General features: G+C 72.1%; 16 protein-coding genes. 12 read left to right on the forward strand and 4 right to left on the reverse strand.

Features of this window, described 5'->3' with window-relative positions; translation table 11 throughout:
• The first annotated feature begins 15 nt into the window (after positions 1-15).
• Positions 16-648 (forward strand): hypothetical protein, encoded by a 633-nt coding sequence (locus tag ACFYM6_RS20820; RefSeq protein WP_387277738.1) that lies wholly within the window; start codon positions 16-18, stop codon positions 646-648.
• A 188-nt stretch (positions 649-836) separates the two neighbouring features.
• Here the strand turns inward: ACFYM6_RS20820 and ACFYM6_RS20825 are convergent, their stop codons facing one another.
• Positions 837-2999 (reverse strand): elongation factor G-like protein EF-G2, encoded by a 2163-nt coding sequence (locus ACFYM6_RS20825; protein ID WP_387277740.1) that lies wholly within the window; start codon positions 2997-2999, stop codon positions 837-839.
• A 252-nt stretch (positions 3000-3251) separates the two neighbouring features.
• On the opposite strand from ACFYM6_RS20825, the gene pgsA reads away from it, so the two are divergent.
• From pgsA to ACFYM6_RS20870, 9 genes are all read left to right on the forward strand, one after another.
• Positions 3252-3872, forward strand: a complete 621-nt coding sequence (gene pgsA, locus ACFYM6_RS20830; protein WP_387277742.1) for a phosphatidylinositol phosphate synthase — start codon at positions 3252-3254, stop codon at positions 3870-3872.
• Positions 3869-4810, forward strand: a complete 942-nt coding sequence (locus tag ACFYM6_RS20835; protein ID WP_387277744.1) for a phosphatidylinositol mannoside acyltransferase — start codon at positions 3869-3871, stop codon at positions 4808-4810. The genes pgsA and ACFYM6_RS20835 overlap by 4 nt, the downstream gene beginning before the upstream one ends.
• A gap of 14 nt (positions 4811-4824) precedes the next feature.
• Complete coding sequence (locus tag ACFYM6_RS20840; protein WP_387277746.1) at positions 4825-5985, forward strand: glycosyltransferase family 4 protein; 1161 nt, start codon at positions 4825-4827, stop codon at positions 5983-5985.
• A 91-nt stretch (positions 5986-6076) separates the two neighbouring features.
• On the forward strand, positions 6077-6571 hold the full coding sequence (locus ACFYM6_RS20845) for a hypothetical protein (protein WP_387277748.1): 495 nt from the start codon (positions 6077-6079) through the stop codon (positions 6569-6571).
• Between the two features lie 152 nt (positions 6572-6723).
• Positions 6724-7641: a pyridoxal 5'-phosphate synthase lyase subunit PdxS gene (pdxS, locus tag ACFYM6_RS20850; protein WP_387277749.1), complete on the forward strand. Its 918-nt coding sequence runs from the start codon at positions 6724-6726 to the stop codon at positions 7639-7641.
• Between the two features lie 86 nt (positions 7642-7727).
• Positions 7728-8336, forward strand: coding sequence for a pyridoxal 5'-phosphate synthase glutaminase subunit PdxT (gene pdxT, locus ACFYM6_RS20855; protein WP_073839472.1), 609 nt, complete (start codon positions 7728-7730; stop codon positions 8334-8336).
• A 286-nt stretch (positions 8337-8622) separates the two neighbouring features.
• Complete coding sequence (locus ACFYM6_RS20860; RefSeq protein WP_387277751.1) at positions 8623-9372, forward strand: YebC/PmpR family DNA-binding transcriptional regulator; 750 nt, start codon at positions 8623-8625, stop codon at positions 9370-9372.
• A 123-nt stretch (positions 9373-9495) separates the two neighbouring features.
• The gene (locus ACFYM6_RS20865; RefSeq protein ID WP_073839675.1) at positions 9496-9708 is read left to right on the forward strand and encodes a type II toxin-antitoxin system VapB family antitoxin; all 213 of its coding nucleotides are present in this window, start codon (positions 9496-9498) and stop codon (positions 9706-9708) included.
• Entirely contained in the window at positions 9705-10100 is a 396-nt protein-coding gene (locus tag ACFYM6_RS20870) for a PIN domain-containing protein (protein ID WP_387277754.1), read from the forward strand. The genes ACFYM6_RS20865 and ACFYM6_RS20870 overlap by 4 nt, the downstream gene beginning before the upstream one ends.
• 79 nt (positions 10101-10179) lie before the next feature.
• On the opposite strand, the gene ACFYM6_RS20875 is transcribed toward ACFYM6_RS20870, so the two are convergent.
• Complete coding sequence (locus ACFYM6_RS20875) at positions 10180-11178, reverse strand: hypothetical protein (protein ID WP_387277756.1); 999 nt, start codon at positions 11176-11178, stop codon at positions 10180-10182.
• A 63-nt stretch (positions 11179-11241) separates the two neighbouring features.
• Here ACFYM6_RS20875 and ACFYM6_RS20880 point away from each other — a divergent pair, with 63 nt between their 5' ends.
• The gene (locus tag ACFYM6_RS20880) at positions 11242-11811 is read left to right on the forward strand and encodes a GNAT family N-acetyltransferase (protein ID WP_387277758.1); all 570 of its coding nucleotides are present in this window, start codon (positions 11242-11244) and stop codon (positions 11809-11811) included.
• Positions 11812-11863: 52 nt separating this feature from the next.
• On the opposite strand, the gene ACFYM6_RS20885 is transcribed toward ACFYM6_RS20880, so the two are convergent.
• Both ACFYM6_RS20885 and ACFYM6_RS20890 read right to left on the reverse strand, forming a co-directional pair.
• Positions 11864-12808 carry a permease prefix domain 1-containing protein gene (locus tag ACFYM6_RS20885; protein WP_387277760.1) on the reverse strand — a complete coding sequence of 315 codons (945 nt, stop codon included), beginning with the start codon at positions 12806-12808 and terminating at the stop codon, positions 11864-11866.
• Positions 12805-13146, reverse strand: coding sequence for a PadR family transcriptional regulator (locus ACFYM6_RS20890; protein ID WP_387277761.1), 342 nt, complete (start codon positions 13144-13146; stop codon positions 12805-12807). Before ACFYM6_RS20890 ends, ACFYM6_RS20885 begins: the two co-directional genes overlap by 4 nt.
• Positions 13147-13330: 184 nt before the next feature.
• On the opposite strand from ACFYM6_RS20890, the gene dnaE reads away from it, so the two are divergent.
• Complete coding sequence (gene dnaE / locus ACFYM6_RS20895; RefSeq protein WP_387277763.1) at positions 13331-16864, forward strand: DNA polymerase III subunit alpha; 3534 nt, start codon at positions 13331-13333, stop codon at positions 16862-16864.
• The last annotated feature ends 32 nt before the right edge of the window (positions 16865-16896 follow it).

Consider the following 16896-nt stretch of genomic DNA (forward strand, 5'->3'; position numbering starts at 1 on the left):
AGTACGATCTCCCGCATGGCATTGCTGCACCGCGCGGAACTGCGCCCGTCGAAGCTCGACCTGCTCGCCGCCTGGCTGCCCGGCCGCCCGTGGTTCGCGGGTACGACGGGCGCCGACGCCACCCGGGTGGCGACCTACCGCTTCGACGACCCGGCCGGCGAGGTCGGGATCGAGACCCTGCTCGTCCGGGTCGGGGACGGGCCCGTCCTGCAGGTGCCGCTCACCTACCGGGGTGCGCCACTGCCCGGTGCCGACGCCTGGCTGGTCGGCACCACCGAGCACTCCGTGCTGGGCCCGCGCTGGGTGTACGACGCCTGCGCCGACCCGGTCTACCCGCCGGCCCTGGCCGCCGCCGTGCTGACCGGCGTCGGGCCGGCGGAGGAGTACTTCGAGGTGGACGGGCGCCGGGAGGTCCACCCGCCGAACATGACCGTGACCGGCGGCCGGGCCGGCGCGGGCGAACCGCCGGTGGTCGGCGCGCTCCGGGAGGTGGTCGACGGCGACCCCACGCTGATCCGGACCGACCCGGTCGAGCTGGCCGTCATCCGGCGGCCGGTACCCGGCGAGGCTCCCTCCGACGCCTGCCTGACCGGCGCCTGGCCGGGGCAGGCCACCCCGCTCGTGCTGGCCTACGCCGTGCCCCGCTGACCGTCCACCGTGCCCGGGCACCCTCGGTGGCGTTCCCGCCCCCGGTGCCCGCCGCCCGCCCTGACGGACCGGCGCACCTCGCCGCGCCGCCGGGACGGCCGCAGATTCCCGGAAAGGGTGGCCTCCACCGCCCGGGAGGCCACACTTTCCACGAAAGTGCGCGCACGGCGCGCCGGCGACCCCGGGGGTCAGGAGCGGGCGGTGTGCTCCTTGCGGATCTGCTCGGCGAGGTGGGCGGGCATCGGCTCGTACCGGGCGAACTCCCGCCGGAAGGTGCCGGTGCCGGCGGTCATCGAGCGCAGCTCGACCGCGTACCGGAGCAGTTCGGTGGCGGGCACCTCGGCGCGGACCAGCGTCCGCCCCTCGGCGTCCGGGTCCGGTTCGGTGCCCAGCACCCGGCCGCGCCGGCCGGAGAGGTCGCCCATCACCGCGCCCACCGACGAGTCGGGTACCCGGATGGTCACCTCGTCGACCGGCTCCAGCAGCGTCGGCTGCCCCTTCTCGGCGGCGTCGCGCAGGGCCAGGCCGCCGGCGGTCTGGAACGCGGCGTCGGAGGAGTCGACGCTGTGCGCCTTGCCGTCGAAGAGGGTCACCCGCAGGTCCACCACCGGACAGCCGGCGACCAGGCCGTGCTCCATCTGCGCCCGGACGCCCTTCTCCACCGACGGGATGTAGTTGTGCGGGACCGCGCCGCCGACCACCTTGTCCACGAACTCGAAGCCGCCGCCGCGGGGCAGCGGCTCCACCTCGATGTCGCAGACGGCGTACTGGCCGTGGCCGCCGGACTGTTTGACGTGCCGCCCGTGCCCCCGGGCGGCGCTGGTGAACGTCTCGCGCAGCGCCACCCGGACCGGCTCGGTCTCCAGCTCCACCCCGCCGGCGCGCAGCCGGTCGAGCACCACGTCGGCGTGCGCCTCGCCCATGCACCAGAGCACCAGCTGGTGGGTCTCCGGATTGCGCTCCAGCCGCAGCGTCGGGTCGCCGGCCACCAGCCGGGCCAGGTTGCGGGCCAGGGCGTCCTCGTCGGCCCGGCTCTTCGCCACGATCGCCACCGGCAGCAGCGGCTCGGGCATCTCCCACGGGGCGATGAGCAGCGGCTCCTCCTTGGCGGAGATGGTGTCGCCGGTCTCCGCGCTGCCCGACTTGGTGATCGCGCAGAGGTCCCCGGCGACCGCGGCGGGCACCTCGCGCAGCGTCGCGCCGAGCGGGCTGTAGAGGTGACCGACCCGCTCGTCGGCGTCGTGGTCGGCGTGGCCCCGCTCGGCCATGCCGTGCCCCGACACGTGGATCACCTGGTCGGGGCGGAGGGTGCCGGAGAAGACCCGGACCAGGGAGACCCGCCCGACGTGCCGGTCGACGGTGGTCTTGACCACCTCGGCGACCAGCGGGCCGTCCGGGTCGCAGGCCAGTGGCGGCCGCGGCGAGCCGTCCACCCCGGTGACCGCCGGCAGCTCGTGCTCCAGCGGCGACGGGAACGCCGCCACCAGGCCGTCGAGCAGCACGTCCAGGCCGACGCCGGTCTCCGCGCAGACCGGCACCACCGGGTAGAAGTGGCCCCGGGCCACCGCCGTCTCCAGGTCGGTGATGAGCACCTCGGTGTCGATCTCCTCGCCACCGAGGTAGCGGTCCATCAGGGTCTCGTCCTCGCTCTCCGCGATGATCCCCTCGATCAGCTCGTTGCGGGCCTCCTGGATGGCCGGCAGGTGCTCCGGATCCGGCTCCCGCACGGTGGCCGGCGACCCGTTCGAGTAGTCGAAGACCCGCCGGGTGATCAGCCCCATCAGGCCGACGACCGACACGCCGTCGTCGCCGAGCATCGGCAGGTAGAGGGGGAGCACGTTGTCGCCGAAGACGCGCTGGCAGAGCGCCACCGCCTCGTCGAAGTCGGCGCGCGGGTGGTCCAGCCGGCTGACCGCGACGGCGCGGGGCATGTCCACCGCGGCGCACTCCTCCCAGAGCGCGGCGGTGGCGGCGTCCATCCCGTCGACGGCGGAGACCACGAACAGCGCGGCGTCGGCGGCCCGCAGCCCCGCGCGCAGCTCGCCGACGAAGTCGGCGTACCCGGGGGTGTCCAGGAGGTTGACCTTGACGTCGTGGTGGAGCAGCGGGGCGCAGCAGAGGCTCACCGAGCGCTGCTGGCGTACGGCGGCGGGATCGTGGTCGCAGACCGTGGTGCCGTCGGTGACGGTGCCGGCCCGGCCGATCGTGCCGCTGGCCGCGAGCAAGGCCTCGACCAGTGTGGTCTTGCCCGTTCCCGAGTGCCCGACCAGCACCACGTTGCGAACCCTGCCGGGCTCGGTCACCACCGGCGCGCCGCCGGTGACACCCTTCTCCTGATTTTTCTGCGCCATCGCGGCGCACCTCCCTCAGCCGGTGGTGGGTGGCGACCGCCGCGCGCGACGGGGAAGCGGGCCCGAGCGGGTACCGCGGCGATATCCTCCGGTGGTCTTCTGGACGACGGGTTCTCGGACGGAGGGACGGTGAGCTGGCTCACCTCCCTCGCTCGATCTCACACCTGATGCCGACCCGGCACAAGCCTGCCTGGCGGGTCGGGACGACCAGCCGTGTCGTGCGCGGCTGCCGGCCGTTATCGTGGGACCGCCATGGCGAAGATCTTCCAAGTGACGGCCCGGGCGGGCATGACCCGCATCGTGGAGCCGGTCGCGCGCGGGCTGCTCCGCGCGGGCGTGTCCCCCAACGCGGTCACCGTGACCGGCACCCTCGGCGTGCTCGTCGGCGCGCTCGGCTTCGGCGCCCGCGGCCAGCTGGTCGCCGGTGCGCTGATCGTCACGGTCTTCGCGCTCACCGACCTGCTCGACGGCACGATGGCCCGGATGAGCGGCGGCTCGACCCGGTTCGGGGCCTTCCTCGACTCGAGCATGGACCGGATCGCCGACAGCGCGGTCTTCGGCGCGGTCGCGTACTGGCTGGCCACCCAGCACCACTACTCGGGGGTGGCGGCGGCGCTGCTCTGCCTGGCCGCCGGGGGGCTGGTGTCGTACGTCAAGGCCCGCGCCGAGGGCCTGGGCATGACCGCCAACGTGGGCATCGCCGAGCGCACCGAGCGGCTGCTGATCGTCGGGGTGGGCGGCCTGCTCACCGGCCTCGGCGTCACACCGGCGCTGCCGATCGCGCTCTGGCTGCTCGCCGCGGTCTCGATCTTCACGGTCGGGCAGCGCATGGTCCACGTGTACCGGCAGGCGCAGCAGGTCGGCCACGAGTGAACCTCACCGAGCTGGGCCTCGTCGCCGGCTGGCGGGTGGCCCGGGCGCTGCCCCGGCCGGTGGTCGCCGCCGCCTTCCGGGCGGGCGCCGACCGCGCGCACCGCAAGGGCGGCGGGGGCACGGCCCGACTCCGCGCCAACCTGCGCCGGGTGGTCGGCCCGGAGGTGAGCGAGGCGGAGCTGGACGAGCTGGTCCGGGCCGGCCTGCGGTCGTACGCCCGGTACTGGATGGAGGCGTTTCGGCTGCCCGCCCTGAGCCGCCGGGAGATCCTCGCCGGGTTCCGCCTCGAGGGCGCGGACATGCTCGGCGCCGACGTTGCCTCCGGCCGGGGCGCGGTGATCGCGCTGCCGCACGCCGGCAACTGGGACGCCGCGGGCGCCTGGGTGGCCGCCACCGGCTGGCCGATCACCACGGTGGCCGAGCGGCTCAAGCCGGAGGCCGTCTACGAGCGGTTCCTGGCCTTCCGGCAGGGCCTCGGCATGGAGATCCTGCCCACCCGGGGCGGCGACCGGCCGGCGTTCGACGTGCTGCTGGACCGGGTGCGGGCGGGCGCGGTGGTGCCGCTGCTGGCCGACCGGGACCTCTCCGCCCGCGGGGTGGAGGTGGACTTCTTCGGCGCCCGGACCCGCATGCCGGCCGGCCCGGCCCTGCTGGCGATCCGGACCGGGGCGCCGCTGTATGTGACGTCGATGTGGTACGAGCCGGAGATCGCTTGCGGAGCCCTGGCCCGGTTGGAGCTGCCGGATCCGGACAGCGGCCCGCTGGACGAGCGGGTTCGCCTGCTGACCCAACGGATTGCCGACGGTCTGGCGGCGGGCATCGCCCGGCATCCGGAAGACTGGCACATGTTGCAGCGGATGTGGCTGGACCAGCGCGCGACGACCGACGGCGGCACGGGCGCCCGGGCAGAGCCGCCGGCCAGCGCCGGGACCATCTGAGGAAGCGGGCGCAAATGCGGATCGGCATCGTGTGCCCGTACTCCTTCGGCGTCCCCGGCGGGGTGCAGAACCACGTCATGGACCTGGCCGAGGCGCTGATCGGGCTGGGGCACGAGGTGAGCGTCCTGGCCCCGGCCGACGAGGACTCGCCGCTGCCGCCGTACGTGGTGCCGGCCGGCCGGGCGGTGCCGCTGCCGTACAACGGCTCGGTGGCCCGGATCGCGTTCGGCCCGGTCTCCACCGCGCGGGTGCGGCGCTGGATCACCCGGGGTGACTTCGACGTGCTGCACGTGCACGAGCCGCTGACCCCCAGCCTGTCGATGCTGGCCGTGCTCTGCGCGCGCGGCCCGGTGGTGGCCACCTTCCACACCGCGATGACCCGCTCCCGGGTGCTCTCGGCGGCCCAGGGGGTGCTGCAGATCCTGCTGGAGCGGATCACCGCCCGGATCGCGGTCAGCGCCCTGGCCCGCAAGGTGCAGGTCGAGCACATGGACGGCGGCGCGGTGGAGATCCCCAACGGGGTGGCGGTGGCGAAGTTCGCCGGCGTCGAGCCGCTGCCCGGCTGGCCGGGGGAGTGTGGGCCGGGCACCGGCGGGACGCTCGGTTTCCTGGGCCGGTTCACCGAGCCTCGCAAGGGCTTCCCGATCCTGCGGGACGCCTTCGTCGCGCTCGCCCCGCACCGGCCCGGGCTGCGCCTGCTGGTGGCCGGGCCGGGCGACCCGGACGACCTCTACGGGCAGTTCCCGGCCGAACTGCGGGACCGGGTCAGCTTCCTCGGCCGGGTCTCCGAGGCGGACAAACCTCGCATGCTGCGCAGCCTGCACCTCTACGTGGCGCCGAACACCGGCGGGGAGTCCTTTGGGATGATCCTCACCGAGGCGCTCGCCGCCGGCACCACCGTGGTGGCCAGCGACCTCGACGCCTTCCGCCGGGTGCTGGACGGCGGACGGGCCGGGCAGCTGTTCCCGACCGGCGACGCGGCGGCGCTGCGCACCGCTTTGGCCGGGCTGCTCGACGACGCGGAGCGGCGGGCGGCGCTGACCGCCTGCGGCGAGCAGGTCGTGGCGACCTTCGACTGGCCCGTGGTTGCCCGCCGGGTTGTGGAGGTATACGCGGCGGCGATCGAGGCCACCGACGGCCGGGTGATGGACCAGGAGTGGGTGGGGCTGGGCTGAGCCCGGTGGCCGGTGGGGCCGATGTGACGAGCGCGTCGGCCGGTGGCCGCGCCGGTTCGGACGGGAACGGAGCAGCACTACGATGCCGGGCATGTGGTGGGTGGTGGGCACGGTCCTGGCCGTCGGGCTCGTCGTGGCGTACCTGATCTGGACGGCCGGCCGGGTCGAGCGGCTGCAGGCCCGCGCGGAGTCCGCGACCCGGGCGCTCGACGCCCACCTGCTGCGCCGCGCGGCCGCCGCTGCCGTGCTGGCCGAGCGGCGCTATGGCGTGGAGCTGTACGCGGCCGCCCGGATCGCCCTGGACGCCGTACCTGAGGAGCGGGAGGCCGCCGAGAACGACCTCACCCGGCAGCTGCGCGCGGTCGAGCTGGACCCGGACGACCCGGCCGGCGAGGCGGTGATCGCGGCCAGCCGGCGGCTGGCCCTGGCCCGGCAGGTGCACACCGACCTGGTCCGGGACGCCCGGGCGGCCCGCGGCCGCCCCCTGGTACGCCTGTTGCGGATGGGGCGCCGGCACGACTGGCCGCAGTACTTCGACATCGACGACCCCACCGTCACCACCCGGGCCGACGTCACCACGGGCTGAGCGTCCCGGGTCCCACACGGCTGCCGCCACCAAGCGGTGACGCCGACCACAGTGCAGGCCACCGTGGGTCTGATTGGCTGTCGGATCGGCGTTCACCCCGTCGTAGCATTTTTCGCAGCCACCCCCCGAGCACGCCCAAGGAGCGATGACCCGTGCCCGAATCCACCTCCCCGAACACCAACGCCACCCCCGTCGTCGGCACCGCCCGCGTGAAGCGGGGCATGGCCGAGATGCTCAAGGGCGGCGTGATCATGGACGTGGTCACCCCCGAGCAGGCCAAGATCGCCGAGGACGCCGGCGCGGTCGCCGTCATGGCGCTGGAGCGGGTGCCCGCCGACATCCGCGCGCAGGGCGGCGTGTCCCGGATGAGCGACCCGGACATGATCGACGGCATCATCAACGCCGTCTCGATCCCGGTCATGGCCAAGGCCCGGATCGGCCACTTCGTCGAGGCGCAGGTCCTGCAGTCCCTCGGCGTGGACTACGTCGACGAGTCCGAGGTGCTGACCCCGGCCGACTACGAGAACCACATCGACAAGTGGGCCTTCACCGTCCCCTTCGTCTGCGGCGCGACCAACCTGGGCGAGGCGCTGCGCCGGATCACCGAGGGCGCGGCCATGATCCGTTCGAAGGGCGAGGCCGGCACCGGTGACGTCTCCAACGCCACCACTCACATGCGCAAGATCCGCAAGGAGATCCGCCGCCTCCAGTCGCTGCCGGCCGACGAGCTGTTCGTCGCCGCCAAGGAACTCCAGGCGCCGTACGAGCTGGTCAAGGAGGTCGCAGAGACCGGAAAGCTGCCAGTGGTGCTGTTCACCGCGGGTGGCATCGCCACCCCGGCCGACGCGGCCATGATGATGCAGCTCGGCGCCGAGGGCGTCTTCGTCGGCTCGGGCATCTTCAAGTCGGGCAACCCGGCCCAGCGTGCCGCCGCGATCGTGAAGGCCACCACCTTCCACGACGACCCGGACGTGCTGACCAAGGTCTCCCGCGGCCTGGGCGAGGCGATGGTGGGCATCAACGTCGACGAGATCCCGCAGCCGCACCGGCTGGCCGAGCGCGGCTGGTGATCCCGGCGGGGCGGGCCAGCCGGCCCGCCCCGCACCCGCGGGCCCGGCGGTCCGCGACGACGCGACGACGAAGGAGCGACGACGCGATGAGCGACACACCCGTGATCGGGGTGCTCGCCCTGCAGGGCGACGTGCGGGAGCACCTCGCCGCGCTGGCCGGGGCCGGCGCCCACGCCCGCCCGGTGCGCCGTCCGGCCGAGCTGGACGCCGTCGACGGGCTGGTCATCCCGGGCGGCGAGTCCACCACCATCAGCAAGCTCGCCGACATCTTCGAGCTGCGCGAGCCGATCGACAAGCGGATCGCCGCCGGCATGCCGGTGTACGGGTCCTGTGCCGGCATGATCATGCTGGCTGCCGAGGTGCTGGACGGCCGCCCCGACCAGCGGGGCTTCCAGGGCATCGGGATGACCGTCCGGCGCAACGCGTTCGGCCGGCAGGTCGACTCGTTCGAGGCGCCGGTGGAGATCGACGGGGTCGACGGCGAGCCGTTCCACGCCGTCTTCATCCGGGCCCCGTGGGTCGAGCGGGTCGGCGCGGGCGTCGAGGTGCTCGGCCGGGTCACCGAGGGCCCGGCGGCCGACCGGATCGTCGCGGTCCGGCAGGGCAATCTGCTGGCCACCTCGTTCCACCCGGAACTCACCGGCGACCTGCGAGTGCACCGCTACTTCGTGGACCTGGTCCGGGCCGCGGCCTGAGCCTGGGAGCAGCCCTTCCCTGCCCTCGCCGGCAGGTTCACCGGCCCGCGGTTGCTGTCCTCCGGCAACGGCCGGCCGGCCCGCCGGCACGTTGCTGCGCCCTGGCACGGGTGCCGGGTGTGACATGCGGGGACGCCGTCTCGGTAGGATTGCCGCGGTTCGGCAGGGCCATCGCTCGCCGCAGCCGTCCACGCGGAGCCGCCCGGCCAGCACCATCCGTTCCGGTTGACCGTGGATTCGGCGCGGGAAGTCGACGCAGGCGTGGATCATCAAACGGAGGTATGAGATGTCTGGCCACTCAAAGTGGGCGACCACCAAGCACAAGAAGGCCGTCATCGACGCCAAGCGCGGCAAGATGTTCGCCAAGCTGATCAAGAACGTCGAGGTGGCGGCCCGGACCGGCGGCGGCGACCCGGCCGGCAACCCGACCCTCTACGACGCCATCCAGAAGGCGAAGAAGAACTCGGTCCCGAACGACAACATCGACCGCGCGGTCAAGCGCGGCTCCGGCCTGGAGGCCGGTGGCGCCGACTACCAGACGATCATGTACGAGGGCTACGGCCCGAACGGCGTCGCGCTGCTCATCGAGTGCCTCACCGACAACCGCAACCGCGCCGCCACCGAGGTGCGTACCGCACTGACCCGCAACGGCGGCTCGTTCGCCGACGCCGGCTCGGTGTCGTACCTGTTCTCCCGCAAGGGCGTGGTGATCGTCCCCAAGGCGGGCACCACCGAGGACGACGTGATGATGGCGGTCCTGGACGCCGGCGCCGAGGAGGTCAACGACCTCGATGAGGCGTACGAGGTGGTCTCCGAGCCGGGCGACCTGATCGCGGTGCGCTCCGCCCTGCAGGACGCCGGCATCGAGTACGAGTCCGCCGAGTCCTCGCTCGTGCCCAGCGTCAGCGTGCCGCTGGACGAGGAGGGCGCGCGCAAGATCTTCAAGTTGATCGACGTCCTCGAGGACTGCGACGACGTGCAGAACGTGTACGCGAACTTCGACGTCTCCGACGAGGTCATGGCGGCAGTCGGCTGAGCCGGCGGTGACCCGTGTGCGGTTTGCGCCGGGCGACGTCGTCGTCCGGCGCGAGATCATGGCGCGCGTCGGGCCTGGATATACGCACCTCCCGGATATATCATCGTGCGGGAGGTGTATTTCATGGCCAAGACTCTGTTGGATCTCGATGAGGATCTTCTGGCGGAAGCGACCGCTGCGCTCGGCACCGCCACCAAGAAGGAGACGGTGACGGAGGCCCTCCGACAGGCTGTGGAGTCCAGCCGCGAGCGCCGGCAGCGGGCCTTGGCCGACCTTCAGGAGGTCGCCGACGAGGGGGGCTTCCACTTCGAGCGGCTCAACGAGCTCGACCAGTGAAGTATCTGGTCGACACGAGCGCTCTGGTCCGCATGGTCCGTCGTCAGGTCGATTCGAGCTGGTCCGACCTCGCCGCCCGTGGCCTGATCGCCATCTGTGACCCGGTGCTCGTGGAAACCCTGACTATCGCCGACGCCAAGGCCTACGACCGGGTTGAGCGGGGGCTGCGAGACCTGTACCCATGGGTAGCGGTTCCCGACGATGCCTTCGAGGTCGTGCGGGCGGTGCGGCAGGAACTCGCCAGCCAGAGCGCGCACCAGGGCCTGTCCGTCGCGGATCACCTGGTGATCGCTACCGCCATCCGCCTGAAGTTGGTCGTACTTCATCAGGACGCCGACTTCGAGACCGTGGCCAGGCTCGTGCCGCAACTGAGCCAGGAGCGGATCAGCTGACGTTCGCCGCTGGTGATCGGATCGCTCGTGACGGACCGTGAGACCGCGCCGACGCGGCCACCGCCTCGACCGCGGGCCGTCAGCCGGCGGCGAACCGGCGGGCCACCGCGTCGAAGGCGGCCTTGCGGCGTACGGAGCCGTCGGGCAGCACCGCGACCAGGCCGTAGCCGGCGGTGTCCAGGTCGAGCTCCGGCTCGGGCCGGTGCGGATAGCTGAACGACGCGTAGGTGAAGACGAAGGCGCCCGCCACCCCGGCCGCGTCGGCCGCATCCAGCAGCCGACCGATTTCCTCGGCCTGCGCCCCTTCGTCCCGGACCACCGGCTCGCGCAGCCGGGGCGGATCCGCATCCCGGTCGACCACCGTCCAGGCGAGCGCGCCCCGGGCCTCGGCGCCCGCGTACGTGGCACAGCCCAGCTCGGTGAGCACCACCGGCTTGCCGGGCCGGCGCCACCGCCCGATCGCCGCCGCCCACGCCTCCGGCGACTCCCCGCTGCGGTAGTGGTCCACCCCGACGAGGTCGAAGGGCCGCCAGTCGACCCTCTCGAAACCGAGCGCGGCGTACGTCACCGGACCCTGGAATCGGGACCGCGCCGTGGCGGCGGCCCGGCGCAGGTGCCGGTTGAGCGCCCACGGGAACGGGCCGTGGCGCACGGTGCTCCACAGCAGCCGGCGCGGGCTGGTCATGGTGGCCATCCGGTCGGCGGTGGTGGCCCCGGCGACGATGCCGCGCAGGAACAGGGTCGCCTCCCAGCCGGCCACCAGCACCACCTCGGCGCCCCGGGCACGCAGCCGCTCCCCGATGTCGGCGCAGCTGGCGAGTTGGAGGCGGGCGGCGGCCGACGTGGCGTCCGGCAGCGCGGGGGAGAGCCAGACCGCCAGCCCCGCCTCGGCGGCGGCCTCGGCCGCCAGGCGCAGCCGGTCCAGGTTCTCCCCGACGAGTCGTACCGCCGTGGCGTGCAGCTCGGTGGCGATCCCCCGCAGGTCGGCGCGGACCTGGTCGGGGTCGAAGTCCGGCCGGGACGGCCGGCCGGGCAGCAGTTCGACGCCTGTGTCGTAGACGACGCCCCGGATCCGCATGGCCACTCCCTATCGATACGAAACTCGGCTGACTGTCGCCGGTCGTGCCCGTACCCTTCCCGGATGCTCGTCCCCGACCTGCCGCTGCGCACCGACCGGCTCGTGCTGCGCGCGTTCACCGCCGACGACCTCGCCGCCCTGACCGCCTACCGCTCCCGGCCGGAGGTCACCCGCTACCTCTACCACGAGCCGTACGACGACGCCGCCGCCGCGGGGGCGATCGAGCGCCTGCGGGGGCGGACCGCGGTGCGCGCACCGGGCGACGTGTTGAACCTGGCGATGGTGCTGCCGGCGACCGGCGAGCTGATCGGCGACGTGCTGCTGACCTGGACCAGCGGCGAGCACCAGCAGGGCGAGATCGGGTACGTGCTGCACCCGGACCACACCGGCCGGGGGTACGTCACCGAGGCGGCCCGGGAGATGCTGCGGCTCGGCTTCGAGGGCCTCGGCCTGCACCGGATCGTCGGCCGCCTCGACGCCCGGAACAGCGCCTCGGCGCGGGTGCTGGAACGGCTCGGCATGCGCCGCGAGGCGCACCTGCGGGAGAACGAGTTCGTCAAGGGCGAGTGGACCGACGAGGTGGTCTACGCCATGCTGGGCCGGGAGTGGCGGGCCCGCCCGACCTCCGCCTGACCGGGAACACGGCTCGGCCCGGCGCCCCCGTGCGCACCGGGCCGAGACCGCTTCAGGCGGCGTGCCGCCGCACCTTGACGGCGCTGTCGATGAAGCCCAGGACGACGATGACGGCGGTGAGCAGGACGGTCGCCCGCGCCAGGTCCTGCGTGCCGCCCTCACGCAGCCACTCGAACCGCTGGACCAGCTCCGGGTTGAGCAGCCGGTCGGTGAGCAGCAGCCAGGTGAGCGGCACGGCGAACGCGAGATCGAGCACCGTCTTGACCGCGACCAGCGGCCAGGTCCACCGCCCCGACCGGTACTTCGCGACCTCCAGGCCGATGTCGGCCACCAGCACCGCCAGCAGCACGGGTAGCCAGAAGCTCCACAGCGCCGGGTCGATCATCGGCAGTCGGGAGCCGTCACCCGAGATCCAGGGCTGGAAGTGCTGCCAGGGGAAGAACGCGATGGCGAACAGCAGGAACACGATCGAGGCGCAGGTGTCGACGAGCGGCACCTGCCGCTCGTTCGGCGCCTCGGGCAGCTGGTCGACGCTCCACTCGGGCAGGTTCAGCGGCGTGTTGGTGCGCTCGAGCACGGCGAAGACGAGGGTGAGCCAGAACGCGATCTGCACCGCCGTCTGCATCGCGCCGACCACCCCGGCGCCGATCGCCGCGCCGGGCTCGCCGTCGACCGTCGCCTTCACCACGCCGGCCGCGACACCCACGATGGCGGGAATGTAGGTGAGCAGCGTCCGCAGCAGCCGCCACCAGACCAGGTAGTAGCGCGGGCCGATGAGCTGCAGCCGGCGGTCGGCGTAGCGGGCCGCGAGATGGTCGGGGTTGCCCAGCTCGGTGAGCACCTCCCGCTCGGCGGTGTCGGCCTCCTGCCCGGCGCCGGTCCGGCCGTCGATCATGTCCGCGATGGACGCCCGCAACTCGGAGGCGATCTCCGCGCGACGGGGTGCCGGCACCGTACGCAGGGTGGCGGTGACGTACCGGTCGGTCAGGGAACTCATCGGTCCGCTCCTTCGATCAGGCCGGCGACGGAGGTCTGCACGGCGGTCAGGTCGTCCAGCAGGCGGTCCAGCACGACCTCGCCGTCGGCGCTGGTGCGGTAGAACTTGCGCGGCCGGCTCTCCTCGGTGTTCCACTCGCTGGTCAGCAGCCCCTGCTCCTCGAGCCGCCGGAGCAGGGGATAGAGCGTGTTGGCGTCGACCGGGAAGCCGTGCTCGCCCAGTCGTTGCAGCAGCGCGTAGCCGTAGTCGGGCCGGCGCAGGGCGACCAGGCTCGCCACCACGACCGTGCCGCGCCGCAGCTCCTGGAGATGGGTCCGGAGGACGTCGTCGCTCACCATGCGACACACTATACTGTGTGGCACACACTATTCCAACCCTGTACAGCATCGTGCGGCACGCGACCATCGGAAGAGAGACCCGGAACACCCTCGGCGCGGACGGTGGAGCCGGTCAGGCGACCTGGGTAGGGTGAGTCGGTCGACTCCGACGCAGCCTTGATCCACACCCCGGGGGGCGCCACGCATGGGCGATTCGTTCGCGCATCTGCACGTGCACACTGAGTACTCGATGCTCGACGGGGCGGCCCGGCTCAAGGACCTCTTCGCCGAGGCGGCCCGGCTCGGCATGCCGGCGGTGGCGATCACCGACCACGGCAACATGCACGGCGCGAACGACTTCTACAAGCAGGCGACGGCGGCCGGCGTCAAGCCCATCCTCGGCGTCGAGGCGTACGTGGCGCCGGAGTCGCGCTTCCACAAGCAGCGGGTCAAGTGGGGCCGGCCGGAACAGAAGAGCGACGACGTCTCGGGCAACGGCGCGATCACCCACATGACCATGTGGGCGGCGAACAAGACCGGGCTGCACAACCTCTTCACCCTCAACTCCCGCGCCTCGATGGAGGGCCACTACGTCAAGTGGCCCCGGATGGACATGGAGCTGATCGCCGAGCATGCCGAGGGCATCATGGCGACCACCGGCTGCCCGTCCGGCGCGGTGCAGACCCGGCTGCGGCTCGGTCAGTTCGACGAGGCGCTCAAGGTCGCCGCCGCATACCAGGACATCTTCGGCAAGGAGAACTACTTCCTGGAGATCATGGACCACGGCCTCGAGATCGAGCGCCGGGTCCGCGACGGCCTCGTCGAGATCGCCCACAAGCTCGACATCCCGCCGGTGGTCACCAACGACTCGCACTACACCCACGAGGCGCAGGCCGAGGCGCACGACGTGCTGCTCTGCGTACAGACCGGCAGCAACATCGCCGACCCCAACCGGTTCCGGTTCGAGGGCGGCGGCTACTTCGTCAAGTCCGCTGACCAGATGCGCGCGGTCGACTCGTCCGAGCTGTGGCAGCAGGGCTGCCGCAACACCCTGCTGGTCGCCGAGAAGGTCGACCCGGCCGGGATGTTCGAGTTCCACAACCTGATGCCGCGGTTCCCGATCCCCGAGGGGGAAACCGAGGAGTCCTGGTTCCGCAAGGAGACGTTCAGGGGGCTGGAGCGCCGCTTCCCGAACGGCATCCCGGAGGGGCACGTCGCCCAGGCCGAGTACGAACTGGGCGTCATCGTGCAGATGGGCTTCCCGTCGTACTTCCTCGTGGTCGCCGACTTCATCCAGTGGGCCAAGAGCCAGGGCATCGCCGTCGGCCCGGGACGTGGCTCGGCCGCCGGCTCGCTGGTCGCGTACGCCCTGGGCATCACCGACCTGGACCCGATCCCGCACGGCCTGATCTTCGAGCGGTTCCTCAACCCCGAGCGCGTCTCGATGCCCGATGTCGACATCGACTTCGACGAGCGTCGGCGCGGTGAGGTGATCCGGTACGTCACCGACAAGTGGGGCGAGGACAAGGTCGCGCAGATCGCCACCTTCGGCACGATCAAGGCGAAGGCCGCGATCAAGGACTCGGCCCGGGTGCTCGGTTACCCGTACGCGGTGGGCGACCGGATCACCAAGGCGATGCCCCCGGCGGTGATGGGCAAGGACATCCCGCTGTCGGGCATCTTCGACCCGAAGCACCCGCGCTACGCCGAGGCGGGCGAGATCCGCGGCCTCTACGAGTCCGACCCGGACGTCAAGAAGGTCATCGAGACCGCGAAGGGCATCGAGGGGCTGATCCGGCAGACCGGCGTGCACGCCGCCGGCGTCATCATGTCCGCCGAGCCGATCATCGAGCACGTCCCGCTGATGCGGCGGGACGCCGACGGGACCATCATCACCCAGTTCGACTACCCGACGTGCGAGTCGCTCGGGCTGTTGAAGATGGACTTCCTCGGCCTGCGCAACCTCACGATCATCGACGACGCGGTCAAGAACATCCAGCTCAACCACGGCAAGGAGCTGGACCTGCTGGCCCTGCCGCTGGACGACAAAGCCGCCTACGAGCTGCTCGCCCGCGGTGACACCCTGGGCGTGTTCCAGCTCGACGGCGGGCCGATGCGCTCACTGCTGCGCCTGATGAAGCCGGACAACTTCGAGGACATCTCCGCCGTCCTCGCCCTCTACCGGCCCGGCCCGATGGGCGTGGACTCGCACACCAACTACGCGCTGCGCAAGAACAACCTCCAGGAGATCACGCCGATCCACCCGGAGCTGGCGGAGCCGCTGCGGGAGATCCTCGCCCCCACCTACGGTCTGATCGTCTATCAGGAGCAGGTGCAGCGCGCCGCGCAGATCCTCGCCGGCTACAGCCTCGGCCAGGCCGACCTGCTGCGCCGGGCGATGGGCAAGAAGAAGAAGGAGATCCTCGACAAGGAGTTCATCCCGTTCCGGGACGGCTGCCGCGAGCGCGGCTACTCCGACGAGGCGATCCAGGCGGTGTGGGACGTGCTCGTCCCGTTCGCCGGCTACGCCTTCAACAAGGCCCACTCGGCCGCGTACGGCCTGGTGTCGTACTGGACGGCGTATCTCAAGGCGCACTACCCGGCCGAGTACATGGCGGCGCTGCTCACCTCCGTCGGCGACGACAAGGACAAGATGGCGCTCTACCTGTCCGAGTGCCGGAGGATGGGCATCCAGGTGCTGCCGCCCGACGTGAACACCTCGGCCGGGCCGTTCACCCCGGTCGGCCGGGACATCCGCTTCGGCCTGGCCGCCATCCGCAACGTCGGCGCGAACGTGGTCACCTCGATCATGCGCTGCCGCGAGGAGAAGGACGCCTACGCCGACTTCTACGACTTCCTGTCGAAGGTGGACGCGGTGGTCTGCAACAAGAAGACCATCGAATCGCTGATCAAGGCCGGGGCGTTCGACTCGCTCGGCCACCCCCGCAAGGGCCTGCTCGCCGTGCACGCCGACGCCATCGACGCGTACGCCGACGTCAAGCGCAAGGAGGCGGTCGGCCAGTACGACCTCTTCGGCGCCGGCTTCGGCGACGCGGACGCCGGCAGCAGCACCACGGTGATGCCGACCATCGGCGAGGGGGAGTGGGACAAGCGGGACAAGCTCGCCTTCGAACGCGAGATGCTCGGCCTGTACGTCTCCGACCACCCGCTGTTCGGCCTGGAGCACGTGCTCGGCGCGGCGGCCGACTGCACCATCGCCGCGCTCTCCGAGGAGGGGACCGTGCCCGACGGGGCGGTGGTGACCCTGGCCGGGATCCTCTCCGGCGTGCAGCGCCGGGTCACCAAGCAGGGCCGGGCCTGGGCCTCCGCCACGCTGGAGGACCTGGCCGGTGGCGTCGAGACGCTGTTCTTCCCCAACACCTACGAGGTGATCGGCCAGTACATCGCCGAGGACGCGATCGTGGTGGTCAAGGGGCGGGTGGACCGCCGGGACGACACGCCCCGGATCATGGCGATGGACATGTCCATGCCCGACATCAGCAGCAATCCGGCGAACAAGCCGGTCACGCTGACCATCCCGGTGCACCGCTGCACGCCGCCGCTGGTGGAGAAGCTCAAGGAGACGCTGGTGCTGCACCCCGGCGACACCGAGGTGCACGTCAAGCTACTCAACGGCGGCAAGATCACCACGCTGCGCCTCGGGCCGTTCCGGGTGGCGGCCACCACCGCGTTGATGGGCGACCTGAAGAGCGTCCTCGGCCCGGCCAACGTCAGCTGACGTTCCCGGCGACTCGATAGCTTTTGTCCGTT

Origin of the sequence: Micromonospora sp. NPDC006431 (assembly GCF_042870725.1) — a bacterium.
Classification (GTDB): Bacteria; Actinomycetota; Actinomycetes; order Mycobacteriales; family Micromonosporaceae; genus Micromonospora.

Coding starts and splice junctions, on each gene's coding strand:
- ACFYM6_RS20820 (WP_387277738.1), top strand. CDS start 16: ATGGCATTGCTGCACCGCGCGGAACTGCGCCCGTCGAAGCTCGACCTG.
- ACFYM6_RS20825 (WP_387277740.1), bottom strand. CDS start 2,999: ATGGCGCAGAAAAATCAGGAGAAGGGTGTCACCGGCGGCGCGCCGGTG.
- pgsA (WP_387277742.1), top strand. CDS start 3,252: ATGGCGAAGATCTTCCAAGTGACGGCCCGGGCGGGCATGACCCGCATC.
- ACFYM6_RS20840 (WP_387277746.1), top strand. CDS start 4,825: ATGCGGATCGGCATCGTGTGCCCGTACTCCTTCGGCGTCCCCGGCGGG.
- ACFYM6_RS20845 (WP_387277748.1), top strand. CDS start 6,077: ATGTGGTGGGTGGTGGGCACGGTCCTGGCCGTCGGGCTCGTCGTGGCG.
- pdxT (WP_073839472.1), top strand. CDS start 7,728: ATGAGCGACACACCCGTGATCGGGGTGCTCGCCCTGCAGGGCGACGTG.
- ACFYM6_RS20860 (WP_387277751.1), top strand. CDS start 8,623: ATGTCTGGCCACTCAAAGTGGGCGACCACCAAGCACAAGAAGGCCGTC.
- ACFYM6_RS20865 (WP_073839675.1), top strand. CDS start 9,496: ATGGCCAAGACTCTGTTGGATCTCGATGAGGATCTTCTGGCGGAAGCG.
- ACFYM6_RS20875 (WP_387277756.1), bottom strand. CDS start 11,178: ATGCGGATCCGGGGCGTCGTCTACGACACAGGCGTCGAACTGCTGCCC.
- ACFYM6_RS20880 (WP_387277758.1), top strand. CDS start 11,242: ATGCTCGTCCCCGACCTGCCGCTGCGCACCGACCGGCTCGTGCTGCGC.
- ACFYM6_RS20885 (WP_387277760.1), bottom strand. CDS start 12,808: ATGAGTTCCCTGACCGACCGGTACGTCACCGCCACCCTGCGTACGGTG.
- ACFYM6_RS20890 (WP_387277761.1), bottom strand. CDS start 13,146: ATGGTGAGCGACGACGTCCTCCGGACCCATCTCCAGGAGCTGCGGCGC.
- dnaE (WP_387277763.1), top strand. CDS start 13,331: ATGGGCGATTCGTTCGCGCATCTGCACGTGCACACTGAGTACTCGATG.